This window comes from Pseudomonas sp. PLMAX, from assembly GCF_046042685.1.
In the GTDB taxonomy this organism is placed as follows: Bacteria; Pseudomonadota; Gammaproteobacteria; order Pseudomonadales; family Pseudomonadaceae; genus Aquipseudomonas; species Aquipseudomonas putida_AE.
In genome coordinates, this window is record NZ_CP064949.1 from 2,678,537 (window position 1) to 2,703,227 (window position 24,691).

General features: G+C 61.6%; 29 protein-coding genes. 12 read left to right on the forward strand and 17 right to left on the reverse strand.

Translation table 11 applies throughout. The annotated features are described in order from the left end of the window. Positions 1-192: 192 nt before the first annotated feature. The gene (locus DKB71_RS12430) at positions 193-1,587 is read right to left on the reverse strand and encodes a sensor histidine kinase (RefSeq protein ID WP_408600580.1); all 1,395 of its coding nucleotides are present in this window, start codon (positions 1,585-1,587) and stop codon (positions 193-195) included. Next, the gene (locus tag DKB71_RS12435; RefSeq protein ID WP_020796732.1) at positions 1,565-2,248 is read right to left on the reverse strand and encodes a response regulator transcription factor; all 684 of its coding nucleotides are present in this window, start codon (positions 2,246-2,248) and stop codon (positions 1,565-1,567) included. The genes DKB71_RS12430 and DKB71_RS12435 overlap by 23 nt, the downstream gene beginning before the upstream one ends. A gap of 319 nt (positions 2,249-2,567) precedes the next feature. Here DKB71_RS12435 and DKB71_RS12440 point away from each other — a divergent pair, with 319 nt between their 5' ends. Then, entirely contained in the window at positions 2,568-3,497 is a 930-nt protein-coding gene (locus tag DKB71_RS12440) for a hypothetical protein (RefSeq protein WP_408600581.1), read from the forward strand. Between the two features lie 271 nt (positions 3,498-3,768). Here DKB71_RS12440 and DKB71_RS12445 read toward each other — a convergent pair whose 3' ends face one another. Further along, on the reverse strand, positions 3,769-4,383 hold the full coding sequence (locus tag DKB71_RS12445) for a glutathione S-transferase (protein WP_408600582.1): 615 nt from the start codon (positions 4,381-4,383) through the stop codon (positions 3,769-3,771). A 365-nt stretch (positions 4,384-4,748) separates the two neighbouring features. Between DKB71_RS12445 and DKB71_RS12450 the strand changes: the two genes are divergently transcribed. The 3 genes from DKB71_RS12450 to DKB71_RS12460 all read left to right on the forward strand — a co-directional run bounded on the left by DKB71_RS12450 (position 4,749) and on the right by DKB71_RS12460 (position 7,338). Then, positions 4,749-5,153: a TraR/DksA C4-type zinc finger protein gene (locus DKB71_RS12450; RefSeq protein ID WP_007935965.1), complete on the forward strand. Its 405-nt coding sequence runs from the start codon at positions 4,749-4,751 to the stop codon at positions 5,151-5,153. Positions 5,154-5,784: 631 nt separating this feature from the next. After that, on the forward strand, positions 5,785-7,008 hold the full coding sequence (locus DKB71_RS12455; RefSeq protein ID WP_408601093.1) for a methyl-accepting chemotaxis protein: 1,224 nt from the start codon (positions 5,785-5,787) through the stop codon (positions 7,006-7,008). Positions 7,009-7,128: 120 nt separating this feature from the next. After that, the gene (locus tag DKB71_RS12460; protein WP_274077449.1) at positions 7,129-7,338 is read left to right on the forward strand and encodes a hypothetical protein; all 210 of its coding nucleotides are present in this window, start codon (positions 7,129-7,131) and stop codon (positions 7,336-7,338) included. Between the two features lie 2 nt (positions 7,339-7,340). On the opposite strand, the gene DKB71_RS12465 is transcribed toward DKB71_RS12460, so the two are convergent. From DKB71_RS12465 to DKB71_RS12475, 3 genes are all read right to left on the reverse strand, one after another. Further along, positions 7,341-7,580, reverse strand: a complete 240-nt coding sequence (locus DKB71_RS12465) for a DUF2789 domain-containing protein (protein ID WP_274077448.1) — start codon at positions 7,578-7,580, stop codon at positions 7,341-7,343. A 139-nt stretch (positions 7,581-7,719) separates the two neighbouring features. After that, complete coding sequence (locus tag DKB71_RS12470) at positions 7,720-7,950, reverse strand: hypothetical protein (RefSeq protein ID WP_274077447.1); 231 nt, start codon at positions 7,948-7,950, stop codon at positions 7,720-7,722. 154 nt (positions 7,951-8,104) lie between these two features. Next, positions 8,105-8,344, reverse strand: a complete 240-nt coding sequence (locus DKB71_RS12475; protein ID WP_274077466.1) for a hypothetical protein — start codon at positions 8,342-8,344, stop codon at positions 8,105-8,107. 55 nt (positions 8,345-8,399) lie between these two features. Between DKB71_RS12475 and DKB71_RS12480 the strand changes: the two genes are divergently transcribed. The 5 genes from DKB71_RS12480 (at position 8,400) to DKB71_RS12500 (ending at position 11,100) form a co-directional block, all read left to right on the forward strand. Beyond that, positions 8,400-8,609 carry a hypothetical protein gene (locus DKB71_RS12480; protein WP_408600583.1) on the forward strand — a complete coding sequence of 70 codons (210 nt, stop codon included), beginning with the start codon at positions 8,400-8,402 and terminating at the stop codon, positions 8,607-8,609. Between the two features lie 165 nt (positions 8,610-8,774). Beyond that, positions 8,775-9,224 carry a hypothetical protein gene (locus DKB71_RS12485; RefSeq protein WP_274077465.1) on the forward strand — a complete coding sequence of 150 codons (450 nt, stop codon included), beginning with the start codon at positions 8,775-8,777 and terminating at the stop codon, positions 9,222-9,224. Beyond that, a complete protein-coding gene (locus DKB71_RS12490; RefSeq protein WP_274077446.1) occupies positions 9,224-9,427 on the forward strand; it encodes a hypothetical protein in 204 nt (67 codons plus the stop codon). The genes DKB71_RS12485 and DKB71_RS12490 overlap by 1 nt, the downstream gene beginning before the upstream one ends. A gap of 118 nt (positions 9,428-9,545) precedes the next feature. After that, entirely contained in the window at positions 9,546-10,559 is a 1,014-nt protein-coding gene (locus DKB71_RS12495) for an ABC transporter substrate-binding protein (protein WP_323628275.1), read from the forward strand. A gap of 103 nt (positions 10,560-10,662) precedes the next feature. Beyond that, positions 10,663-11,100 (forward strand): DUF3995 domain-containing protein, encoded by a 438-nt coding sequence (locus DKB71_RS12500; protein WP_323608032.1) that lies wholly within the window; start codon positions 10,663-10,665, stop codon positions 11,098-11,100. Between the two features lie 186 nt (positions 11,101-11,286). On the opposite strand, the gene DKB71_RS12505 is transcribed toward DKB71_RS12500, so the two are convergent. The 7 genes from DKB71_RS12505 to DKB71_RS12535 all read right to left on the reverse strand — a co-directional run bounded on the left by DKB71_RS12505 (position 11,287) and on the right by DKB71_RS12535 (position 18,619). Further along, a complete protein-coding gene (locus DKB71_RS12505; RefSeq protein ID WP_274077443.1) occupies positions 11,287-11,646 on the reverse strand; it encodes a Na+/H+ antiporter subunit G in 360 nt (119 codons plus the stop codon). Beyond that, positions 11,643-11,921: a K+/H+ antiporter subunit F gene (locus DKB71_RS12510; RefSeq protein WP_008063386.1), complete on the reverse strand. Its 279-nt coding sequence runs from the start codon at positions 11,919-11,921 to the stop codon at positions 11,643-11,645. Before DKB71_RS12510 ends, DKB71_RS12505 begins: the two co-directional genes overlap by 4 nt. Continuing rightward, positions 11,918-12,406 (reverse strand): Na+/H+ antiporter subunit E, encoded by a 489-nt coding sequence (locus DKB71_RS12515; protein WP_323608033.1) that lies wholly within the window; start codon positions 12,404-12,406, stop codon positions 11,918-11,920. Before DKB71_RS12515 ends, DKB71_RS12510 begins: the two co-directional genes overlap by 4 nt. Continuing rightward, a complete protein-coding gene (locus DKB71_RS12520) occupies positions 12,403-14,088 on the reverse strand; it encodes a monovalent cation/H+ antiporter subunit D (protein WP_323628277.1) in 1,686 nt (561 codons plus the stop codon). Before DKB71_RS12520 ends, DKB71_RS12515 begins: the two co-directional genes overlap by 4 nt. After that, entirely contained in the window at positions 14,085-14,429 is a 345-nt protein-coding gene (locus DKB71_RS12525; RefSeq protein WP_007986256.1) for a Na+/H+ antiporter subunit C, read from the reverse strand. The genes DKB71_RS12520 and DKB71_RS12525 overlap by 4 nt, the downstream gene beginning before the upstream one ends. Further along, complete coding sequence (locus tag DKB71_RS12530) at positions 14,429-17,347, reverse strand: monovalent cation/H+ antiporter subunit A (RefSeq protein WP_323608039.1); 2,919 nt, start codon at positions 17,345-17,347, stop codon at positions 14,429-14,431. The genes DKB71_RS12525 and DKB71_RS12530 overlap by 1 nt, the downstream gene beginning before the upstream one ends. A gap of 246 nt (positions 17,348-17,593) precedes the next feature. Continuing rightward, a complete protein-coding gene (locus DKB71_RS12535) occupies positions 17,594-18,619 on the reverse strand; it encodes a DMT family transporter (RefSeq protein WP_323628279.1) in 1,026 nt (341 codons plus the stop codon). Between DKB71_RS12535 and DKB71_RS12540 the strand changes: the two genes are divergently transcribed. Together DKB71_RS12540 and DKB71_RS12545 are read left to right on the forward strand one after the other, a co-directional pair. Next, on the forward strand, positions 18,614-19,177 hold the full coding sequence (locus DKB71_RS12540; RefSeq protein ID WP_408600584.1) for a helix-turn-helix domain-containing protein: 564 nt from the start codon (positions 18,614-18,616) through the stop codon (positions 19,175-19,177). The two genes, DKB71_RS12535 and DKB71_RS12540, sit on opposite strands and share 6 nt — an antisense overlap. A 340-nt stretch (positions 19,178-19,517) precedes the next feature. Beyond that, positions 19,518-20,948 (forward strand): FAD/NAD(P)-binding protein, encoded by a 1,431-nt coding sequence (locus tag DKB71_RS12545; protein ID WP_408600585.1) that lies wholly within the window; start codon positions 19,518-19,520, stop codon positions 20,946-20,948. A 68-nt stretch (positions 20,949-21,016) separates the two neighbouring features. Here the strand turns inward: DKB71_RS12545 and DKB71_RS12550 are convergent, their stop codons facing one another. The 4 genes from DKB71_RS12550 to DKB71_RS12565 form a co-directional block, all read right to left on the reverse strand. Then, complete coding sequence (locus DKB71_RS12550) at positions 21,017-21,229, reverse strand: hypothetical protein (RefSeq protein WP_274077436.1); 213 nt, start codon at positions 21,227-21,229, stop codon at positions 21,017-21,019. Between the two features lie 351 nt (positions 21,230-21,580). Then, on the reverse strand, positions 21,581-22,321 hold the full coding sequence (locus DKB71_RS12555; protein ID WP_408600586.1) for a response regulator: 741 nt from the start codon (positions 22,319-22,321) through the stop codon (positions 21,581-21,583). Between the two features lie 190 nt (positions 22,322-22,511). Next, the gene (ppnN, locus tag DKB71_RS12560) at positions 22,512-23,885 is read right to left on the reverse strand and encodes a nucleotide 5'-monophosphate nucleosidase PpnN (RefSeq protein ID WP_323608044.1); all 1,374 of its coding nucleotides are present in this window, start codon (positions 23,883-23,885) and stop codon (positions 22,512-22,514) included. Beyond that, on the reverse strand, positions 23,882-24,121 hold the full coding sequence (locus tag DKB71_RS12565) for a hypothetical protein (RefSeq protein ID WP_274077433.1): 240 nt from the start codon (positions 24,119-24,121) through the stop codon (positions 23,882-23,884). The genes ppnN and DKB71_RS12565 overlap by 4 nt, the downstream gene beginning before the upstream one ends. Here DKB71_RS12565 and DKB71_RS12570 point away from each other — a divergent pair. Continuing rightward, positions 24,120-24,647, forward strand: a complete 528-nt coding sequence (locus tag DKB71_RS12570) for a DUF3087 family protein (protein WP_323628283.1) — start codon at positions 24,120-24,122, stop codon at positions 24,645-24,647. The two genes, DKB71_RS12565 and DKB71_RS12570, sit on opposite strands and share 2 nt — an antisense overlap. Positions 24,648-24,691: the final 44 nt, after the last annotated feature.

The following is a 24,691-nucleotide window of genomic DNA, read 5'->3' on the forward strand; positions in this document are numbered from 1 at the left end:
CGAAGTCTCCCACGGTCTGTACTGGCTAGAGTCAGATGCTGGCTTTTAGTCCCACCACCCCTACAAGTCTAAACATACAAGCGGGCTTGCTCGCGAAGGCGGTGTGTCAAACAACATCAATGGTGTCTGACACTCCCTCTTCGCGAGCAAGCCCGCTCCCACATTTGATCGTGGTTGTCAGGGAGATTTGGGTCAGGCCGGTGGAATCAAACTCTGCCGACAATCAAGCACCAATCGCGCCCCACCCAGTTCGCTGGTGCCCACCTCCAGCATGAACCCGTGCAAACTGACAATCGCCGCAACGATCGACAATCCCAGGCCAAAACCGCTTTTCTGGTTGCCCGCCTCGGCGCGATAGAAACGCTGGAACACCGCCACCCGTTCTTCCTCCGCAATACCCGGGCCGGAGTCGAGCACTTCGATGCGGGTATGCCCGTTTTCATTGAGCCCACGCAAAATCACCTGGCCACCGGGCGGGGTGAACTTGATCGAGTTGCTCAACAGATTGGCCACCGCCTCGAACAACAAGGCGCGGTCGCCATTGAGCGGTGGCAACCACTGCGGCAACTGCAGTTCAAATTTCAGGCCGTCGTCTTCCGCCAGGGGCAGGTAGAAGTCATGCAGTTCCTGTAGCAACGGCACCGGGTCGAGCTGCACGAAGCCGGAACGGCGCTGGCGATCCTCCAGTTCGGAGATTCGCAGCAAGCCGCGAAAGCGCGCCATCAGCGTATCCGCTTCGCCCAGCACCAGGTCCAGTTGCGCCGCTTGCGCCGAGCCTTCGCCGGCCTGTTGTTGCATGCGATAGAGCTGCGCGCGCAGGCGGGTCAGGGGAGTACGCAGGTCGTGGGCAATGTTGTCGCACACGCCCTTGACCTCGTGCATCAGGCGCTCGATGCGTTCGAGCATGGCGTTGACGATGGCGGCGAGCATGTCCAGTTCGTCGCGGCGATTGGACAGCGGCAAGCGTCGGGTCAGGTCACCGTTGACTATCGCCTCGGCGCTGCCCTGGATCGCGCGAATCCGCCGTAGCGGGCGGCGGCGCAACAAGTGCCAGCCGACGATGCCCGGCAGGATGGTCAGGGTCACCCCCCAGAACAGCGCGTGCAAAATGATCCGCGTCACGGCGAACAGCGAGCCGTTGTCACGCACCAGCACCAGCCAGAGACCATCGCGGGTCTGGGTCGCCACGGCGTCGCAGCTGTCGTTGGGCAGCGTCGGGTCGTCGGAGTCGGCGCAGTCGCTGAGCATGTGGATCTTGCCATCGAGGGGCAAGCCGCGCGGGATATGGGTCAGCGCACCGCTGAGGTAGCGATGCTGGCGGTCGAACAGGCCATAGGCGTCGATGCCGCGGATGTCGAAGGTCATGCTGACGGCGAGGGCGTCCACCAGTTGTTCGCCCTGGAAACGCGAGAACAGGTGCTGGCGTTGCATCAGCGAATGCTTGGCCAGGTTGTCCAGGTAAGCGGACACCTCGTAGTACATGACCCCCATGAGGATCCCGCTCCACACCACGAACAGCGCACTGTACAGCGCCAGCAAGCGACTGCTGGAGGAGCGCCAGCCTTTAGACGGGTTCGGCAATGACATAACCCGAGCCTCGCACGGTTCGAATCAGTGGGACATTGCCAGGTGGGTCGATCTTTTTGCGCAGGCGGCCGATGTGCACGTCGATCAGGTTGGTGCCGGGGTCGAAGTGATAACCCCAGACCTCTTCGAAGATCATCATCCGCGAAAGGATCTGCCCGGTGTTGCGCATGAGGAATTCCAGCAGCTTGTACTCGGTGGGCAACAGTGTCAGCAACTGACCGTCGCGGCTGGCTTCATGGCTGATCAGGTTCAGTTCCAGGTCCGCCACCCGCAACGTGGTGGCTTGCGCGGTCACGGTGTTCTGGCGGCGCAGGAGGACTTCGACCCGGGCGGCCATTTCATCGGTGGCGAAGGGCTTGGTCAGGTAATCGTCGCCCCCGGCACGCAAGCCACGCACGCGCTCGTCGACGTCGGAGAGGGCGCTGATCATCAGGATCGGCGTGGCCACGCCCATGGTGCGCAACGTGGTGACGATCGCCAGCCCGTCGAGCTCGGGCAGCATGCGGTCGAGGGTGATCAGGTCGTAATTGCCGCTGACCGCACGCTCCAGGCCCTCTCGACCGTTGTCGACCCAATCGACGTCGAGGCCGTGGCTGCTCAGTTCGGCGACAATTTCCCGGGCGGTCACGGCGTCGTCTTCGATGGTCAAGATGCGGGTCATAGGGCTGGCCTGATTAGGTGTTCACAACGTTTGTGCGCCATTTTGCCAAGAAATGATCGCAGGCTTACTAAATAAAAGTTCATTTGAAGCACTATCCCCCTGAAGGAGCTGCCGAAGGCTGCGATCTTTTGGCCTGTCAATTCAATGCATAAAACCCGCTGAACAGACCCGTACGTTGCATATTGCATGGCCCGTGGAAGTTCAAACTTTGTAACTATATGACGGACAACGATTTATTAAAAAAACGCGACTGGCACGGTGACTGCAATTGCTCTTTCGAGACTTGTAACACCATCTTTCTGCCTGGAGCGATACAACAATGAATAGATCCTCTGAGGGTTTCTATCCCGCCACGGATGAGTCGAGCACAGTGTCCGGCGTGTCCTGGGGTGCGATATTCGCCGGGGCCGCGGCTGCCGCGGCGTTGTCGCTGATCCTGGTACTGCTCGGTTTCGGCCTGGGGTTCTCGGCGGTTTCGCCGTGGGCCAATGAAGGCATGAGCGCCAAGGGGCTGGGCATTTCGACGATTGTCTGGCTGGCCGTCACGCAAATCATTGCGTCGGGGGCCGGTGGCTACATCGCCGGTCGGCTGCGGGTGAAGTGGGCTTACATGCATGGCGATGAAGTCTACTTTCGCGACACCGCCCACGGCTTTCTCGCCTGGTGCGTGGCGACGCTGGTGGCGGCGACGCTGGTGGCCGGCTCGGTCAGCAGCATCGTCAGTGGCGGGGTGCAAGCCGGGGCGCAGGTCGCCGGTGGCGCCGCCAACGCCGTGACCCAGGCGGCAGGCACCGCGGCAGCCAATACCGACAGCGATCAGTACGGCTACTACATCGACAGCCTGTTTCGCGATGACCGTCCGGCTGCCGTCAGCGATGATGCCGCCCGCGGCACTGTGACGCGCATTTTCGTGCGCTCCCTGAGCGACGGCCAGTTGTCCCCTGAAGACCGCACTTACCTGGCTCAACTGGTGGCGCAGCGGACCAACCTGACGCAAGCGGACGCGGAGCGTCGTGTGGACGAAGTCTATGCCCGTACGCAAAAAGCCGTGGCCGACGCCAAGCTGGCTGCGCAGCAGGCTGCTGACACTGCCGCCAAAGTCGCTGCCTGGACCACCTTGTGGATGTTCGTCGCGCTGTTGGCCGGGGCGTTCTTCGCCAGCCTTGCCGCGACCTTTGGTGGCCGTCGTCGGGATGCCGTGGTGTATGTGGAAACCGACACCTACGTCAGCCCCGCACCGATTCGTTAACCCTGGAGAATCATCATGCGTTCATTATTGTTGTTCTTTCTCGGCGTACCAATCCCGATCATCATCCTGATCGCTCTGTTCATGCACTGATCTCTTGAGGCTTGTGCCTCTGCCGCTCCTGCCTTGCGCAGGAGCGGCGTTTTTATTTTCGACAGTTACATTGATGTTGGCTGTAACTGCCTCTTCGGGAGCAAGCCCGCTCCCACAGTGGACCGCATTCCCCTGTGGGAGCGGGCTTGCTCGCGAAGAGGCCTTATCAGGCGCTATAAATTCATCCATCAATCGGCGTAGCAACAAACGCCTCAAGCCCCTCGGCATAAGCGGTAAACGCAGCAATCAGCGGAAACTGCGCGGCATCAACCTGATCCGGCACCACCAGATTGGTAAAACTCCACGCCACCGCGAGGGTAATGCCATCCTGACCAATCGAGCCGTCACTGGGCAGCGCCTGCTTTTCCAACTCCCGTTCCAGCGCCGAATAAGCCGCCGCGAGTTGCCCCTCGACGCGTTCGACCCAAGGTTGGAACTGGATCTCTGCCGGGCGCAGGTTGCGCTCATAATAAAGCTGCACCGACTTTTCGCTGGCTGCGAGTGCCAGGCCAATCAGGCGCAATGCACGCAGGCGTTGCTCGATACCCTGGGGCATCAGGCTGCGGCCAGGCCCGGCCAGGGCTTCCAGGTAATCGATGATCAGCGTCGAATCCATCAACACCTCGCCATCGTCGAGCACCAAGGTAGGCGCCTTGACCACCGGGTTGATCTGCTTGAACTGCTCGAAGGTCCTGAACACCGACACCGATTGCTGCTCCAGGTCGATGCCCAGGCGCTTGGCCGAAATGGCGACGCGTCGCACGTAAGGTGAGTCCAGCATGCCGATCAGCTTCATATAACCGCTCCTTGAGATAACCATTTGCCGAGCGACAACCTTAGCTGAGCCCGATCGACCCGCACCAGAGGGGGGATGCAGCTCAGCGGTTTGTCTTGCATATCCCTGTGCAGGATTGAATTTCTTGCTATAAACGCACTCCGATATCCGCCTGGATGCCTGTCATAGAGCATTTTCGAGGCTTTGTCGGACAAATTCGCTGTCTTTTCAGTTGCTGAGGCCTCAAGTCGGCCTTAGACTGCCGCCCCTCGTAAATTGAGTGCCGGGTGGCGCTTGGTATAAACGGCGCCTTTGCGATGACCTTCGATGGTCCGCCGCAACGCTCCCTAATTCGCCTTAATGCACGTTTTTTTATAGAGATATCAATGACAAAGGACAAGTTGCTGGCCATGCCGGCGGATGACTACATGAATGCCGAGCAACATGCTTTTTTCTCCGAGCTGTTGCAGAACATGAAAGTCGAAACCCACGAGCGCATCGAGCAGAACCGCATCGCCATCGAAAGCCTGGACACCCCGGCCGACCCGGCTGACGCCGCTTCCGTCGAAGAAGAGCGCACCTGGCTCGTGAACGCGATCGATCGCGATCAGCGCATGCTGCCCCAGTTGGAACAAGCCCTGGAACGTATCAAGGAAGACAGCTTCGGCTGGTGCGATGACAGCGGCGAGCCGATCGGCCTCAAGCGCCTGCTCATCAGCCCGACCACCAAGTACTGCATCGAAGCTCAAGAACGTCACGAGCAGATCGACAAGCACCAGCGTCAGGCCTGATTCCCGTGAAGTAGCCCATTGAAGGTGGGCTGCTTGAAAAGATCGCAGCCTTCGGTAACTCCTACAGGTTTAAGCGAACCCCTGTAGGAGCTGCCGCAGGCTGCGATCTTTGCTTTTTGACGTCTACACAAATCCCCGCTGACTTCTATTGATCTGCTGCAACGTCCCCGACTAAAGGCTCATGGATAATGGCCTTGTGCCGGCGTTTAATGCGAAGACAACAACTAGAATATTTTGCGGGGTGATAAATATGACGAGTGACGGATCTCGGGATGCGGCAGTGCCTGCACCGGTGCTTTTGCCGAAAAACCGCTGGCTGACGCCGACTCTGCAAAGCATCGCCCTGGTGCTGTTGCTGTGTGGCATGACCCTGGGCGGCTGGTCGCTCTACCTGGGCCTGCCTGTGGCGGTGCTGATCATCTGGCTGCCGCGCCTGCGTACTCGCGCATCGCCCGAAGCGGTACCTGCCAATACCTCCAGCGCGCTTTCGGCGCTGACCCGCGAACTTTCCTACACCACCAGTCATAACGCCCTGTCAGCCGCTGGCGTGGCCTTTTCGGTCAAGCAGCTGGCGGACAAGTTGCAATCGCAACTGGGCGCGGCGGCGCAAATCGTCGGCAATGCCGAAGTCATGATCGCCACCGAGCAGGCCACCTCGACCCTCAGTCGCCAGGCGCTCAGTGCCGCGAGCGAAGCACATCAGAGCGGCGTGGCAGGGCGCACCGAATTGATCGAGTCCATCGCCCGCATGCACCAGCTCAGCCAGCGGGCCAGCAACAGCCGTGAACTGATCGAGGCCCTGAGCCTGCGCAGCGATGAGATCCAGCGGGTCACGCTGGTGATCCAGTCCATCGCCAGCCAGACCAACCTGCTGGCCTTGAACGCAGCGATTGAAGCGGCGCGGGCTGGAGAACACGGGCGAGGCTTTGCGGTGGTGGCCGATGAGGTCCGCGGGCTTGCCGCGCGCACTGCCACGGCCACCGGAGAAGTCGGGGAGATGGTGGCCGATATCCAGCAACGCACCGCGCAAGTGGTCGAGCAGATCCGTCAGTTGTCGGGCGACCTCGACACCGGTGTCGAGCAGGTCGAACAGACTGGCCAGCACCTGGAAAATATCGCCCGCCTGGCCGCCAGCGTCGAAAGCCAGGTCGGTGAGATCGCCCGCGGTGCGGAAACCAACCGCGAACAACTCGATAGCCTGTTTCATGCCATCGAGCAGATGCGCAGCGACCTGGCCATCAGCGACCAACAGACCCAGCGCCTGGCCCTGGCAGCGGTGCAGATGGAAGGCCAGGCCGAGACCATCAGCGAGCGCCTCGCCGAAGTCGGCCTGGATGACTACCACCAGCGGATCTACGACCTGGCCCGGGAAGGCGCGAGCCAGATCGCCGCGCGTTTCGAGGCCGACATCGAGGCGGGGCAGATCAGCCTCGAAGACCTGTTCGACCGCCATTACCAGGCGATCCCCGATACCCACCCGACCAAATACCGGACGCGTTTCGATCGCTACACCGATCAGGTCTTGCCAGGGATCCAGGAGCCACTGCTGCCACGCCACGAAGGCCTGGTGTTCGCCATCGCCTGCACCCAGCAGGGCTATGTGCCAACGCATAACAAGGCGTTCAGCCAGCCACTGACCGGCGACGTACAGCGCGATACCCTGCAGAACCGCAGCAAACGCAAATTCGCCGACCGCACGGGGATCCGCTGTGGCAGTCATCAGCAGGCGGTGCTGTTGCAGACCTACACCCGCGACACCGGCGAATTGATGCACGACCTGTCGGTGCCGATCATGCTCAAGGGCCGCCATTGGGGTGGTTTGCGCTTGGGCTACAAACCGGAAAACCCTCGATGATGGACGGCTATTGTTACAATTTTGGTAACGAAGCTATACAAAGTCGATATTGTTTGCGTGCCTGTGAAGTCGTTACCATACCGATATTAGTTAGGTAGCTAACGGAATTGGAGGCGCAGCATGCACAATAAAGTTGATGTCGCGGTCATGATCGGCAGCGGAGTACCCGCCAGTCTGCGGGCTTTGGGCCAAAGCATCTGCTGGGTGGTGCTGCTCAATGGCGAACGCCGTGGCACTGCCTATTCCAGTCGTTATGAAGCCGAAGAGTGCAAGGCTGCCTGGTTGGCGCAATTGCGCGCCGAAACGGCAGGCAGCCGGCACTGTGCCTGAGGTTAGTGAACCTGATGCATGCGCAGGTTCAGGTCGTCGACCACCCGCGCCCAGTCGGCGTCTTCACGCAATTGTTCTTTGAGGAAGCCTGCCTGTTGCGGGGTCCAGAAATCGGCGTCGATGAGTTTTTTGTCGTCGGGCAGGGGGGAATGGTCGGCAATGAAATCGTCAATGGCTCGCTGGCTGGAGTCCAGGCCGAGCTGGTCGAACAGGCCTTTCAGGTCGTGGGTCGGTGATTCCATCTTGATCTCCTTGCGGTCATCGGTCGTGTCGAGTGAAAGATATGAAGCGCGCCTGCGTTACATCTGAGGGAGGCGGGCTTCAGTAAGTTCGAAAACGATGTTCAAACGCAGCAGTGAGCATAGACCGCAAATTCGCCTGTCAGCTTTTCAAGGCGCCCGCATCGACGGCGTCCTTGAGTTCCCTGGCCGATTGCTGGGCGGCGAGGGCGGCGATGTCGGAGGATTTGAACCAGCGATCTTTCTCGACCTGATGATAGGTCACGGTTTTCAGCGGCGGTTTGGCGCGCATCACGATCACGGCCTGGAATTCGCCGTCGATTTCCCTGGCTTCGCCCCTGATGAAAAACTCGCCGATATCAAATTCCGTCACGTTGCAGCCTTCCCATGAAAAATATTGTTGTTTAACGCGCCCGCCACCGGCAGGCGCGTTTGATTGGTCGGGCAGTATGGCAGCAGTTGCAGGCCGGCGGCTGAGTAAAGTCGCCGGCCTGACGAAAGCTTCAAGGGAAAACGGGACGAATGTGTCACATACGTGACTCAAGTGCGCGGGCGAGGGCGCAGGCCTGGTTATGGTCGCCGCGGAAACCTCTTACGTGTCCCGTGGAAGTTTCCTTGATATGGAAGAAAGCGTTGCCCGCCAGGACCACCTGGAATCGTGGCGGCGCAGCATCGGCTTCGCTGGCAAGAAACACCGCGGGGTGCAGGGAAGATGGGGTGTTGGAGTAAGATGCCTGGGGATGGGCAAAGTGTGTCAGTGTGCACATATGAAGTCCTTTTCGTGGTTTGCCGACGTAATGTTCGTCGTTATGGGTAGTCTCGGTGAGCATCGCTGCTCTAGAATCAGCCTTACTGGTGGGTGGACAAGGGTTATCTAAAGCAATTTTCGCCTGGCGATATGTCAGAAAAGTGCTTTTTTATAAGAGTTTTTTCCCTAAAGTTGATAGTCCGTATTTTTCTGGCCGTTCCGAGGGCTTTTTCCTTCAGCCTTTGTCGAACGCCGGGCGAGACGATGTGAACGGCATCCAGTAATCTGCTCAAGCCTCGAGAGGGATCAGCACTCTGCTCATCCCAGGATCTCAACCCGGGTTATCTGGCTTCACCTCGGCATTGCCGCTTTTTTGGCTGCGCGCTTTTTTCGCGTGCGGCGTCATTTTCAGATGTGGGGATGTTTCCTTGGCAGTAAGTAATCTCGATATGCATGCTTTGTTCGTGCTGGGCGATTTGCGCGCAAAGCTGGTTAAACAGTTTCAGTCACGTTTCGTTTACCTTACCGAACAGAGCGCCGAAGGCATTTATGTTGCCGAAATCGATACCGAAGCCGCGCTGGTGGTGGACGATAAACCGGGGCTCAAGCTCAAGGTCGGCGATCATTTCAGCGCGTCGGTGTTGCCCAGCCGCGAAGGCGGCAAGCTGGAAATCAAGTTCCGCGACATCAAGCTGACGGTCTACGGCCTGGGCGACTACGCCTTCGTGACCACCGCCGATGGCCATGCCATCCTGTTCAAGGAAGGCCATAGCGTGGTGACGGTGTTCGCCGCCCACCAGCAGTTGCAGGAAGGCCTGACCAAGACCCTCAAGGCCGTGACCGCCAAGGCCGCGAAATGGCGCAAGGGTGAGCTGGTGACGTTCAAGGCCAGTGAGTAGTGAGCCTGCCCCGCGCCGATTTCCACCAGCAGCACCAGGCCAGCGCGCAAGCCGAGGCCCTGCGCCTGTTCGAGCACAAGGCCGTCTTGCAAGGTGCCTGGCTGAACTGGGTGGCTTCGCAGATCTACGCGTTGCAACCCGCGGCGTACGCCAGCATGGTCAGGAGAGAGCTGGCCCGCCTGCAGGAAATATCCGATAACTGATCCCCGTCCCTCGAAAGCAGGAACCTCTACTACAGTCAGTTGACTGAGTATTCAGAGGCTTCGCGGTCTTCTGCCAGGCCATCCTGCTATTGCTGTGAACAGCACGAGGTGCACAAGCATGAAAGGCATTCGCCGGTTGCTGGCCGCTGTCGTGGCCACGTTCGGATTGTTGGCGTCACCCGTTCCGGTGCTGGCTGCCAGCGCACCGATCCACTTTGCCGACCTCAACTGGGAAAGCGGCAGCCTGATCACCGATATCCTGCGGATCATCGTCGAGAAGGGCTATGGGCTGCCGACCGACACCTTGCCGGGCACCACCATTACCCTGGAAACCGCACTGGCCAACAATGACATCCAGGTCATTGGCGAAGAGTGGGCCGGACGCAGCCCGGTCTGGGTCAAGGCGGAGGCCGAAGGCAAGGTCGCGAGCCTGGGTGACACGGTCAAGGGCGCCACCGAGGGCTGGTGGGTGCCGGAGTACGTGATCAAGGGCGACCCGGCCAAGGGCATCAAGGCGATGGCGCCGGATTTGCGCAGTGTCACGGACTTGCCCAAGTACAAGGACGTGTTCAAGGACCCTGAAGCACCGAGCAAGGGCCGCTTCCTCAACAGCCCCATCGGCTGGACCTCGGAAGTGGTCAACAAGCAGAAGCTCAAGGCCTATGGGCTCGAGGACAGCTATGTGAACTTCCGCAGCGGCTCGGGGGCGGCGCTCGATGCGGAGATCAGCTCGTCGATTCGCCGGGGCAAACCAGTGCTGTTCTATTACTGGTCGCCCACGCCGCTGCTCGGTCGCTTCAAGTTGATCCAGCTGGAGGAACCGCCTTTCGATGCGCAGGCCTGGAAAACCCTGACCGACGCCGACAACCCGAATCCGCAACCGACCCGCTCGCTGCCCTCGAAGCTGTCCATCGGCGTGTCCACGCCGTTCCAGAAGCAGCACCCGGAAATTGCCGAGTTCTTTGCCAAGGTCGATTTCCCCATTGACCCGTTGAACCGGGCTTTGGCCGAGATGAGTGAAAAGCACACGCCACCGCGCCAGGCCGCCGAAGCGTTCATGAAGGCGCATCCGGAGGTCTGGAAGGCGTGGTTGCCGCAAGAGGTGGCGGACAAGGTTTCTGCCGCTCTGTAGGCGCTGGCTGCCTCGTTGGTCGGGTCGCGGGTGTGAGTGCGTGCAGGGCCAAAAAAGCCGACTAGGATGAGTCTGTTCAAATCCCTTTCAAGGATTGCAGACCATGACCTTCGTGTTGGCTCAATGGCTGGCGACGGTAATTGCGGTGATCGCTCTGGTACACCTGTATTGGGCGTTTGGCGGTGAATGGGCCGCCGTGGCGGCGGTGCCGCAGGTGCCGGTGGAGGGGGGGACGCGGTTGCAGCCGGCCTTCCAGCCCCGTGGCTGGATGACGATGCTGGTGGCGGCGGCGTTGCTGATCATTGCCCTGTTGGTGTGCCTGCGGGTTGGCTGGTGGCTGCCGCAGGTTGATCACCGAGGGTTGCAGTGGGTGATCAGCGTCATTGCGCTGTTGCTGTTCGCCCGGGCCATTGGTGATTCGGAGCTGGTGGGGTTTTTCAAGGAGGTCAAGGGTTCGCGGTTTGCGCGGCTGGACACCTGGGTCTACTCGCCGTTGTGTGTCTTGCTTGGGGCGGGGTTGTTGGCGGTGGCGTGGGTCTGAAACCCATTTCTCGCGGCCATGCCCGATCTACTGTGGGAGCCGGCCTGCCGGCGATAGCGTCCTGACAGACGACCTATTGTTTGTTGACCGAGCGATGGAGGTCAACGATGACGCGGGGAGCCTGACACCCCGCGGTGCTCTCGGGTTTTTCGCGAGCAAGCTCGCTCCTACAGGAGGTGCACGCGGTCACCCACTTTCCGTACGCCGACTCGACACCTCCGCCGGCACATCATCCCCAGCCATGCGCTTGCGAAACAACGCCGCCCGGGCCAACAGCAATGTGGTCACCGGTACGGTGATCGCCAGCAGGATCGGAATCAACCAGGCATGCAGGACCGGCCCTGACTTGAGCGCCGAAAAGAAGATGATCGAGGCCAGGGCCACACACCAGGCGCCCAGGGTCGAGGCCAGGGCCGGTGGGTGCATGCGTTGGAAGTAATCCTTCATCCGCACCAGGCCGATGGCGCCCACCAGGGCAAACAGGCTGCCGAGCACCAGCAGGATGGCCACGGGTATTTCGACCCATAGGGACAAATGCGCATTCATTCGATCACCTCGCCACGCAGGAGGAATTTGGCCAGGGCGAACGAGCCGACGAAGCCGAACAGCGCGATCAGCAACGCGGCCTCGAAGTAAGTGTCACTGGCATAACGAATGCCCAGCGTCAGCATCATCAGCATCGCCACGATGTACAGGTAGTCCAGGGCCAGGACCCGGTCCTGGGCCGACGGTCCCTTGAACAGACGGATCAGGGTCAGGATCATTGCCACGCAAAACAGGAACAGGCTCAGCAGGATCGCGTTCGACAGCAAGCTGCTCATTCGAAGATCTCCATCAGGGGGCGCTCGTAGGTCGCCTTGAAGTGCTGGATGAACAGCGCTTCGTCATCCAGGTCGAAGACGTGCAGCAGCAGGATGCTGCGGTCCAGCGCCAGTTCCGACCAGACCGTGCCGGGCACCACCGTGCAGATCATCGACAGCGCGGCCAGGCCGTTGGCGTCGCGCAGGTCCAACGGTACCTTGATGAACGCCGAACGCGGTGGTCGGCGGCCAGCAGTGAGCACGCCAACGGCGACCGCCAGGTTGGATACCACCACATCGCGACCGACCAGCAGGAACAGCCGCAGGATCACCCCGGGCCGGCGGATACGGATCGGCAGCGGGCGCAGCTTGCGCATCATCAATGGCGCGCAAAACCCTAGCAGGGCACCCAGCAGCAAGTTGCCGGGGCTCAGCGACAGGTTCAGCAGCAACCACAACAGCCACAGGGCCAGCGATAGCCACGGCGCAGGCAACAGGCGCTTCATGGTTGCACCTCCAGCAACGCCGCCTTGGCCTCAGGGCTTGGCACCGCACGGGTGCCGAGCACGGCCATCACATACTGCTGCGGGTTGTTCAGGGCATTGGCCGCCGCTTGTGTGTAGCGCAACAGCGGTTCTGCCTTGAAGGTCAGCAGGATGCTCAGGCCCAGCAGGGCGAAAATCGGTAAGCATTCCAGGCGCCGCAGTACAGGCGAGGGGCGTTCTGCCGGGGTCCAGAAACGCTGGATGCCCACACGGGAAAAGGCGATCAGCGACGCCAGGCCCGAGAGAATCAGCAACGCCAGCAAGCCCCAGGCGGCATTCGAGACCGGCGCGTCGCTGCCGTTGCCCAGGCCCATCGGGTTGAGCAGCGCGCTGAGCAGGCTGAGCTTGCCGATGAACCCGGAAAGCGGCGGCATGCCGATGATCAACAGGGCGCAGGCGATGAAGCTCAGGCCGAGAAACGCCATGGTCCAGGGAATCACCTGGCCGACCACGGCTTTCTGGTCGTCGTCGAGGTTGATGCCCTTGACCGGATGCAACGACTCCAGCGGCCGTGGCAGCATTTCGTTTTCATCCTCCAGGGGGATTTCGTTGGCCGAGCGCGAACGTTCGATCAACTCCGCCAGCAGGAACAGCGCGCTCAGCGCCAGGGTCGAGCTGACCACATAGAACAGGGCCGCACCGATCAGGTTGGGCTGGGCGAAGCCGATGGCCGACAGCAGGATCCCCGCCGACACCAGGATGCTCAGGCTGGCCATGCGTTCCAGGCGTTGCGCCGCGAGGATCGCCAGTGCCGCGCAGACGATGGTGGCCATGCCGCCGTAGATCAGCCAGTCGCCACCGAAGTAGGCCGAGGCGCCGGCCTGGCCGGAAAACAGCAGGGTCCACAGGCGCAGCAAGGTGTAGATGCCGACCTTGGTCATGATCGCGAACATCGCCGCCACCGGCGCGCTGGCCGAAGAGTACGCCGGCACCAGCCAGAAATTCAGCGGCCACATCCCGGCCTTGGCCAGGAACGCCACCGCCAGGATGCCCGCGCCCGCGTGCAGCAGGCCGCGATCGGCCTCGGGCACCAGCGGGATCTTCAGCGCCAGGTCGGCCATGTTCAGGGTGCCGGTGACGCCATAGATCAACGCCGCGCCGATCAGGAACAGGGTCGAGGCCAGCAGGTTGATCGAGATGTAGTGCAACCCCGACGATACCCGCGCCCGCCCCGAGCCATGCAGCATCAGGCCGTAGGACGCGGCCAGCAGCACTTCGAAAAACACGAACAGGTTGAACAGGTCCGCCGTGAGGAAGGCGCCGTACAGGCCCATCAACTGGATCTGGAACAGCGCATGGAAGCTCGAACCGGCACTGTCCCAGCGCGCCATGGCGAACAGCAGGGCGCAGACGCCGATGATGCCGGTCAGCACCAGCATCAGCGCCGACAGGCGATCGACCACCAGCACCAGGCCGAACGGCACTTGCCAGTTGCCGGGCAGGTACACGCCGATGGAGCCGGCGATGCCGGTGCTTTGCGTCCATTGCAGCAGCACGACGGAAATACCGAGCCCGAGCAGGCTGGAGAACAAATTGATTTTCGCCTTGAGCGGGCGGTGTTTCTCGCCGAGCATCAGCATGATCGCGGCGGTCAGCAGCGGCAGGAGGATGGGCGCGACGATCAGGTGCGACAACGGATTCATTCCTTAGGCTCCCGGCCATCCACATGGTCGGTGCCGGTCAGGCCCCGGGAGGCCAGCAAGACCACCAGGAACAGCGCGGTCATGGCAAAACTGATGACGATCGCGGTCAGTACCAGCGCTTGCGGCAGCGGGTCGGTGTAGTGCAGCAGGTCCTGCGGCACGCCGTCCTTGATGATCGGCTCCTTGCCGATGAACAGGCTGCCCATGCTGAAGATGAACAGGTTGACGCCATACGACAGCAGGCACAGGCCCATGACCACCTGGAACGTCCGTGGACGCAGGATCAGCCAGACGCCGGACGCGGCCAGGACGCCGATGGCGATGGCGATGACTTCTTCCATCAGACAGCCTCCTTCATGACGGCGGGTTTTGGCTGGGCCGCGGTCTTGTGGCCCCGTACCGATTGGTGGGCGAGGGCGGTGAGGATCAACAGCGTCGAACCGACCACCACGGCGTACACGCCAACGTCGAAGAACAGGGCGCTGGCGATGTGGATGTCACCCAGCAACGGCAGCTCGAAGTGCCAGGTGTGGGTGGTCAGGAACGGATAGCCGACGACCATCGCGCCGAGGCCGGTGACGGTGGCGAACAGCAGCCCGACGCTCATCCAGCGCAGCGGTCGCAGGCTCATTTGCGCTTCGACCCACTGGGTGCCGGCGACCATGTATTGCAGGATGAACGCCACGGACATCACCAGGCCCGCGACAAAACCGCCGCCTGGCTGGTTGTGGCCGCGCATGAACAGGTAGAACGAGATCACCAGTGCAACCGGCAGCAACAGGCGCACCAGCACCGCCGGGACCATCATGAAACCGAGCGCGGTGTCGCTGGCGTGGCGCGGGTTGACCAGGTCGGTGACCACGTCGGGCGCGAGCAAGCGCTGTTGGGCTGGCAGCTGCATGCTTTCTTTCGGCGGGCGGAAACGTCGCAGCAGGGCGAACACGGTCAGGGCCACCGCCACCAGCACGGTGATTTCACCCAGGGTGTCGAAGCCGCGGAAGTCCACGAGCATCACGTTGACCACGTTGCTGCCGCCGCCCTCGGGCAGGGCGCGGCTCAGGTAGAAGGAGGAGATGTCGTTTGGCGTCTGCCGGGTCAACATCGCATAGGCCAGCAACGCCATGCCGCCGCCGACTACGGCCGACAGCAGCAGGTCGCGGATACGGCGGATGCGCGCCTTGCGCAGGCTGCTCGGCAGTGGCGAGACCTCTTCGATCCGCCGTGGCAGCCAGCGCAGGCCCAGCAGGATCAGCACCGTGGTCACCACTTCAACCACCAGTTGCGTCAATGCCAGGTCCGGGGCCGAGAACCAGACGAAGGTCACGCAGGTCATCAGGCCGCAGACGCTGACCATGGTCAGGGCGGCCAGGCGGTGATACTTGGCCTGGTACGCGGCACCGAGGGCACAGGCAATCGCCAGCAACCAGAGGATGACGAACACGATCGACCCCGGGATCTTCGGCCGATCGCCCCAGTGCAGGCTGCTGTGCAGCATCGGAATCAACCCGGCCAGCACGGCGGCGAGCACCATCAGGAACAATTGGGTTTGCAGGCGCCGGGTACTGATCCGCCGCTCCAGACGCCGGGCCAGGCGCATCTTGATCACCAGCAGGCGTTCGAACAGGCGCTTGCCGTTGAACCGGCCAATCAGCGGTGGGTAACGGAAACGTCCGCGCTTGAGCTGATTGCGCAGCAGCAGGTACAAGAGAATGCCGCCGGACATGGCGACCAGGCTCATGATCATCGGCGCGTTCAGGCCGTGCCAGATCGCCAGGCTGTACTCCGGCAGGGTGCCGCCCACCACCGGCTGCGCAGCGGCAGCGAGCAACGGGCCGACCACTTGCGCCGGGAAGATCCCCACCACCAGGCAGGTGAACACCAGCAGCTCGACCGGCGCACGCATCCAGCGCGGCGGCTCGTGGGGCGTGTGGGGCAGGTCGGTGGCGGTCGGGCCGAAGAACACGTCCACGGTAAAGCGCAGGGAGTAGGCGACGCTGAAGGTCCCGGCGATGGTCGCAACGATCGGCAGGGTGGCTTCGATCCAGGCCGTGGCGTTGATGAACACGGTCTCGGCGAAGAACATCTCCTTGGACAGGAAGCCGTTGAGCAGCGGTACCCCGGCCATCGAGGCGCTGGCGACCATGGCCAGGGTCGCGGTGAACGGAATCAGCTTGAACAGGCCACTGAGCCTGCGGATATCACGGGTGCCGCTTTCGTGGTCGATGATCCCGGCGGCCATGAACAGCGAGGCCTTGAAGGTGGCATGGTTGAGGATGTGGAACACCGCGGCCACGGCGGCCAGCGGGCTGTTGAGGCCCAGCAGCAGGGTGATCAGGCCCAGGTGGCTGATGGTCGAGTAGGCCAGCAGGCCCTTGAGGTCATTCTGGAACATCGCGCAATAGGCGCCGAGCAACAGGGTGCAGGCGCCGGCGCCGCTGACGATGTAGAACCATTCTTCGCTGCCGGACAGCGACGGCCACAGCCGGGCCAGCAGGAACACCCCGGCCTTGACCATGGTCGCCGAGTGCAGATAGGCCGATACCGGTGTCGGCGCGGCCATGGCGTGGGGCAGCCAGAAGTGGAAGGGGAATTGCGCACTTTTGCTCAGTGCGCCGATCAGGATCAGGGGTAGCAGGATGGGGTAGAGGGCATGTGCGCGAATCATGTCGCCGGCGGCCAGGACCTTGTCCAGGTCATAGCTGCCGACCACATGGCCAAGCAGCATGACCCCCGCCAGCAGGCACAGGCCACCCGCGCCGGTGACCATCAGCGCCATGTACGCGCCGCGGCGGGCGTCGGCGCGGTGGTGCCAGTAGCCGATCAACAGGAACGAGAAAAGGCTGGTCAGTTCCCAGAAAAACACGATCTGGATCAGGTTGCCGGAGATCACCAGCCCGAGCATGGCGCCCATGAACGCCAGGAAAAACGCGAAGAACCGCGGCACCGGATCATCCGGCGACATGTAGTAGCGGGCGTACAGCGACACCAGCGTGCCGATGCCCAGCACCAGCATCGAGAACAGCCAGGCGAAGCCGTCCATGCGCAGGACGAAGTTCAGACCCAGGCTCGGCAGCCAGAAGAATTCTTCGCGGATTACCCCGCCATGGGCGATTTGCGGGTACAGGAGGGCGACCTGGACAGTGCCGATCAAGGCAACCAGGCCCGCCAGAAGTGATTCGGTATTACGCGCGTTGTGTGGCAGCACCGCTGCCAGACAGCTGCCTAAAAAAGGCAGAAGCAGTAGAACTATCAGGGACATAGGCTTCTAATCTGCGGAAGTTTATGAAGCATCATACGTGCCAGCTCCCGGATCGCCAAACGCCAAGCTGTCGCAGAATCCTACAAGGTAGACGGAAAAGTCTTGCTTATCATTGTTTCGAAGGGTGGTAATCAGCAGGTCTGGCCCCTTCGCGAGCAAGCCCGCTCCCACAGGTGAAACGCGTTCCAAATGTGGGAGCGGGCTTGCTCGCGAAAGCTGTTTATCAAACGCCGCAACTATTGCGGTTCAACCCTGGGTTTCCCGCTCCAACTCTTCCTCAATAACAACGGCCTTACCCTTGGTCTTCAACTCACTGACAATCACCGCCGCCACGATCAACCCCGCACCGAGCAACGCAATCGCGGGCAGCCGCTCCCCGGCGATCCGCCCGACAATTCCGGCCCACACCGGCTCGCCGGCATAGATCAAGGTTGCCCGTGTCGGCGAAACACTCTTCTGCGCCCAGTTCATCGCCACCTGGATCGCCGCACTCGCCGCGCCCAATCCCAGCGCACTGCACAACAGCAGCCAGGAGAAGTCCGGAATGTGTTCCTGGGTCGGCACCACCATCAGGAACGACAGCAGCGACGTCACCGCCAATTGCACCACCGTCACCCGTTTCACATCGACCTGGCCGGCAAAGTTGCTGATCAAGATGATCTCCGCCGCAATGGCAATGGCGCTGATCAACGTCGCAATTTCACCGGGGCTGAAGTTCAGCGCCGCGCCGGAAGGCCCCGACAGCAACATCAAGCCGGTAAAGGCCAGCATGATCCCGATGCTGGGCATCAGCCCCGGACGACGCCCCAGCACCAGCCATTGCAGCAGCGGCACAAAGGGTACGTACAACGCGGTGATGAATGCCGACTGGCTGCTGGGGATGCTCTGCAACCCCACCGTCTGCAAGCCGTAACCGAGCATGATCGCCACGCCGATAAAGGCCCCGGCCTTGAGTTCGAACAGGGTCAATTGGCGCAGGCTGCGCCAGGAGAACAGGGCGACGATGATCGCGGCGGCGGCAAAGCGCAGGCCGACAAAAAACATCGGGCCGCTGACGGTCATCGCATGCTGGACCAGCAAAAAGGTGCCACCCCAGACCATGGTGATCAGCACCAGCACGCATTCGGCCTTGCTGAGCCGCAGGAAACGGGAGGAAGCCTGGGAGGAGTTCGCCGACGTCATGATCTTGCACACTATATGAGGGGGACGCACAATGCGTCGCAAGTTGGGCAGTATACTGCGCAACACCACTAAGTGAGCAATATAGTGCACAAAGATTCCTCGCCCCGGGCTTCGGTCCTGCAGCACGTCAGCCAGAACATTCGTCGGTTGCGCCATGCCGCCGACATGAGCCAGACCGCGTTGGCGGAAAAATCCGGGGTCAGCCGGCGGATGCTGGTGGCCATCGAGGCCGGCGAAAAGAACGTCAGCCTGACCACCCTTGACCGGGTGGCCGAAGCACTGGATGTGGCCTTCAGCGACCTGATCCAGGCCCCCGATGTGCGCGACCACAGCCGCATCAACGAGCTGGCCTGGGCCGGTACGATCCCCGGCAGCAAAGCGGTGCTGCTGGCCAAGGCCAACGCCAGCCGTGAAGTCGAACTCTGGGAATGGCGCCTCGAACCGGGCGAGCTTTACCCCTCGGAGCCGGACGCCGATGGCTGGAGCGAACAGTTCTACGTCTTCGAAGGCTGCCTGACGGTGATGGTCGGCGAGGTGCCGCACAAGATCGCCGCTGGCGAGTTCTTCATGTTCGCCAGTAACCAGCCCCACTCCTATCGCAACGATGGGCCGGTGGCGGTGCGGTTTGTGCGTAACGTGGTGATCTGACTGTTGGCCAGTCGCCGGGACTGTGGGGGGCCGAGCCATCGCCAGCAAGCCGGCTCCTACAGGTTCTGAGTCGTTCACAAATTCTGTGGTCGCCTCAAACCCCCTGTGGGAGCGGGCTTGCTCGCGAAAGCGGTGTGACAGACGAAAACGATGTTGGATGTGCCGGCCTCTTCGCGAGCAAGCCCGCTCCCACATTGGACCGAGGCTCCTGGCGCCGACGCCTGTGGGTTGAACATCCATGACCTCGACCGACGCATCCTACTTTGGTACTGCCCGATGAGCCTTCCATGGGTTTGGCGCCTATTATCGTCGAGGATAAACACTGATCAGCGAGAACGGCATGAGTGAAACCCGAAACGGACAGGCAACTGACGCCATCCGTCACGCAGACATCCTGATCATCGGCGGCGGCCTCAGCGGCGCGATGCTGGCGGCGCAGTTGTTGCGCCTGCCGGGCAAGCGCCAGGTGCTGGTGATCGAACCGCGCGCCGAGCTGGGGCGCGGCGAGGCCTACAGCGCCGTGGAGCTGGGGCATACGCTCAACGGCAACGCGGCGCGCATGAGCGTCGACCCGGACAACGCCGATGACCTGACCCAGTGGCTGACCGACTACATTGCGGCCGGTGGCTGGCCGGAGTCGGATGAGCAGCATGTACCCATCAGTGAACTGTTCCCACCTCGGGGGATTTTCGGCCTGTATGTGCAGCAACGCCTGGCCGAGGCGCAAGCGGTGGGGGCATTGAGCGGCTCAACGGTCGAGCATGTGCGCGCCGAGGTGGTTGATCTGCAAACCGATCCGCAGTCAGTGCACTTGACCTTGAGCGACGGCCAGCGACTGCAAGGCTCTTTTGCGGTGCTCGCGACGGGCATGTTCCCGGCTGCGCGCACGCCGCAGACTGAGTCCAGTGGCTTGAACGCGGCGGCACTCGACCCGTGGGATGTGGCGGCGATGCAGCAGCTCGATCCGCAGTCGACGGTGCTGATCATCGGCTCGGGCCTGACCATGGTCGATGCCGTGGTGTCGCTGGAACAGGCCGGTCATCGCGGGCCGATCGAAGTGTTTTCCCGTCACGGCCTGCTGCCCCATGTGCGGCGCCAGCCACCGGCCTGGGTCGATTTCCTCGCCGAGGACCCGAGCATTCGCACGCCGCGACAGCTGGTACGTGAATTGCGCCGACATTGCCGCGACGCCATCGACCAGGGCATCGATTGGCAGGCCCCACTGGACACGGTGCGGGCGCACATCGGGCGCTTGTGGAACCAGGCCAACGACGTGCAACGCCGTCAGTTCGTCAGGCATGTCCGGCCGTGGTGGGAAAGCCATCACCATCGCTCGCCGCCGCTGAGCGCCGAGCTGGTGGAGCGCTTGCACGGGGAAGGGCGGTTGCGGATTCAGGCGGCGTCGTTCAAAGGGCTGGAACCTTCTTTGGGTAAAGGAGTGAGTATTCGTATCCGCCGTCGGGGTGAAGCGCAAACGGTGGTGGTCAGTGGCGCGGCGTTGATCAACTCCAGCGGCATCGAATACGACTGGCGTCGGGTGGCTCGACCGCTGCCCCGGCAACTGCTGGCGCGCGGGCTGATCCAGCCGGGACACCTGGCACTCGGCATCGCCGCAAAGGTCGACGGCGCGGTGCTGGATGCCGATGGCCAGGCTGCCAGCCGCTTGTTTGCCATGGGGCCACCATTGCGCGGGATGTGGTGGGAGAGCACCGCCGTGACGGACGTGGCCAGTCAGGCCAAGGCGTTGGCCGCGCGTCTGGCATCGCCGTAAAGGTTGCGCAAATGAAGAAACCCCGCATTTGGCGGGGTTTCCTGTTTCAGGCAGCCCAAGGCCGTTGATCAATAACGCTGATATTTGGAGCCGAACTCAGGACGGTTTTCCGCGACGTAGAGTTTGTCTTTGTGGTCAGCGCTGACGGTGTTCATATTCTGTGAGGCCGGTTGGCTGACTTTCACCGCTGCAACGATGGGCGAGGTGGCGTGTGGGGCGGCGATGGCGCCAGTGCTGCCAAGAACCGCAAGGGCGAAGCCGATACCGATGATGCTTTTCATGATGATGCTCCAGAGCGTGGGAAGAAGATGTGGCCACTGTAGGGCTGGAGCATCGCGATGAAAAAACACCCTTGCGCATAGTCGTTATCGAGAACGTTGATCTTCGTAAAAACTGTGGGAGCGAGCTTGCTCGCGATGGGGACCGGTCAGTCGATAATGATGTTGACTGACACGCCGTCATCGCGAGCAAGCTCGCTCCCACAATGGATATCTGTTGTTTTGGAAACCGCGATCAGTAGCGCTGATATTTCGGTGTATCGCTGATGTGTGCCTGAACGGTCCGAAATGGGCTTGTGCGTATCCAGACCGGGTTTCTATACAAACGGATACAAACCTGCGCAAAGATCCCCATCAACTGTGCGCATCGAGCATTTCCACCGGGTAGGAGAATACGTAGCCTTCGCTGCGCACGGTCTTGATGTAGGTCGGTTCCCGGGAGTCGTCCTTGAGCCGTTGGCGCAGGCGGCTGACCAGCAAGTCGATCGAGCGGTCGAACAGGTCGGCGTCGCGGCCCTGGGTCAGGTTGAGCAACTGGTCGCGACTGAGCACCCGTTGCGGATGATCGAGGAATACCCGCAGCAGCCGGTATTCGGCGCCACTGAGGGCCACCAGGGTGTCGTCTTCGTCCAGCAGGTGACGGGAGGTGGTGTCCAGGCGCCAGCGACCGAAGCCGAGCATCCGCCCGCTTTCGCTGATCAGCAGGTTGGGCGGCAGCATGCGGGTGCGGCGCAGCACGGCATTGATCCGTGCCAGTAGTTCACGGGCGGCGAAGGGCTTGGTCAGGTAGTCGTCGGCGCCCATTTCCAGACCGAGGATGCGGTCGGTTTCGTCATTGCGTGCGGTGAGCATCAGGATCGGCGTGGCCTTGTGCTTGCCTGCGCGCAGTTCGCGGCACAGGACCAGGCCGTCGTCGCCGGGGAGCATGATGTCGAGCACGATCAGGTCGACCTGGTTGCTTTCGAGGAAGCTGCGCATGTGCCGGCCGTCGGGAACCACGGTGGTGCGCAGGCCGTTTTTCTTCAGGTAGTTGCCGACCAGTTCGCGAATTTCACGGTCGTCGTCGACGATCAGGATGTGGTTGACGTGGTCCATCGGTCGATCCTCTTGTATCTGCCTCAAAGCCAACCATACATTCTGTAGGAGCTGGCTTGCCAGCGAAGGCGGCATCAGCTTCACCATCGCAATCGCCAGTAAGCCGGCTCCTACAGATTTGCGTATCTGCGCAAACAACAAGCCGAAGCATTTGGCTTCGGCTCGCGTTTAACTATTTACATCAACTTGATCACGCAACCACTCGATAACACGGCACATAAGCCGCCCCACCCGGCAGTTTCATCCGGTGCTGTGCGACGAAGGCCTTGAGCAGTTGGTCCAGCGGCTGCATGACGGCCGCGTCACCACGGATCTGGTACGGGCCGTGTTTTTCGATCAGGCGGATGCCCTTGTCCTTGACGTTGCCGGCGACGATGCCGGAGAACGCGCGGCGCAGGTTAGCGGCCAGTTCGTGGGCCGGCAGGTCGCGGCTCAGCTTGAGGTTGGCCATGTTTTCGTGGGTCGGGTCGAAGGGGCGCTGGAAACCTTCGTCGATCTTCAGCAGCCAGTTGAAATGGAACGCGTCGTTGCGTTCGCGACGGAACTGTTTGACCGCCTTGAGGCCCTGGGTCATCTGCCGGGCGACTTCCGCCGGATTGTCGATGATGATCTGGTAGTGCTTCTTGGCGGCCTCGCCCAGGGTGGCGCCGACGAACGCGTCGAGCTGTTCGAGGTAGGGCGCGGCATGTTTCGGCCCGGTAAGGATGACCGGGAAGGGCAGGCCCTGGTTGTCCGGATGCATCAGGATGCCGAGCAGGTACAGGAACTCTTCGGCGGTACCGGCACCGCCGGGGAAGATGATGATGCCGTGGCCGACGCGGACGAAGGCTTCCAGGCGCTTCTCGATGTCCGGCAGGATCACCAGTTCGTTGACGATCGGGTTCGGTGCTTCGGCAGCGATGATCCCGGGTTCAGTCAGGCCCAGGTAACGCCCGCCGTGGATGCGCTGCTTGGCATGGGCGATGGTGGCGCCTTTCATCGGGCCTTTCATCACGCCGGGGCCGCAACCGGTGCACACGTCCAGGCTGCGCAGGCCCAGTTCGTGGCCGACTTTCTTGGTGTATTTGTATTCTTCGGTGTTGATCGAGTGACCGCCCCAGCACACCACGATCTTTGGCTCGACGCCGGGGCGCAGGGTGCGGGCGTTGCGCAGCAGGTGGAAGACGTAGTCGCTGATGCCCTGGGAGGTGCTCAGGTCGATGCGTTGGCTGTCGAGTTCGTTTTCGGTGTAGACGATGTCGCGCAGGGCGCTGAACAGCATTTCACGGGTGCTGGCAATCATTTCACCGTCGACGAAGGCGTCGGCCGGGGCGTTCAGCAGTTCCAGGCGTACGCCGCGGTCTTGCTGGTGGATGCGGATTTCGAAGTCCTTGTAGGCTTCGAGGATGGTCTTGGCGTTATCGACGTGGGCGCCGGTGTTGAGGATGGCCAGAGCGCACTGGCGGAAGATGTCGTAGGTGCTGCCGGATCCGGCTTCGCTCAGTTGCTGGACTTCCCGTTGAGAGAGTGTTTCCAGGCTGCCTTTCGGGCTGACCGAAGCATTGATTACTTGTCGTTGGGTCATTCAATGATCCTTAAAACGATGTCATTCACGCGCAAACAACGAATGGCATCCGAATAGAGAGTATCCATGAAAGAAGATGGCACGAACTGCGCGGTCTCGCCACGTCCTCCTTTTGATGATGTATAGATGAAAAGGAGCCCCAGCATAGCTAAATCCGTCGCAGAGGCGATAATGACCCGCGGTCTTTTTGTCCTGCGAGCCTTTTTACCATTGAAGCCAAGGAATCCCGACGTCATGTTCGAAATCCAGCCGATGAACGCCGACGACTATCGGCAACGGACGCGGCGCAGCACGGTGATGATCGCGCTGATCTTCCTGGCGCTGGCCATGGCCCTGTCCACCGCGGCAGTGACTTTGTTCGGCGAGCCCGGCGGGGACAACCTGCGCTTCAACATCGGCGGAGTGTTTGCCGCGGTATTGATCATGGCCGGGTTGATGCGCAAGCTGTTCTGGCACCAGGAATGGATGGCGCCGGCGGTCTACAGCTGGCAGCTCAAGCGCAGCCTGATGAGCATCACCAACGTCATGCACCACCTCAAGGCCGCCGTGGAGGCGGGGGATCCGGACGCCATGAAGCTGTTGCGCTTCTATCACCTGGGATTGAGCCAGATGCATCAACTGGACGGTAACTCCAGCGATGATGCGCAGTTACACCGGGAAATGCAGCAGCACGAGGCGCGGATGCAAGCGCTGGGAATCGACACCCTCCAGACGCGACTGGACCCGGCCTGGCTGGACTCACTGAAGCGGGCAGCGCAATAGACCCATGGAGCAGCAGGCAAGGCCTTTCAATTCGATTCAAGGAG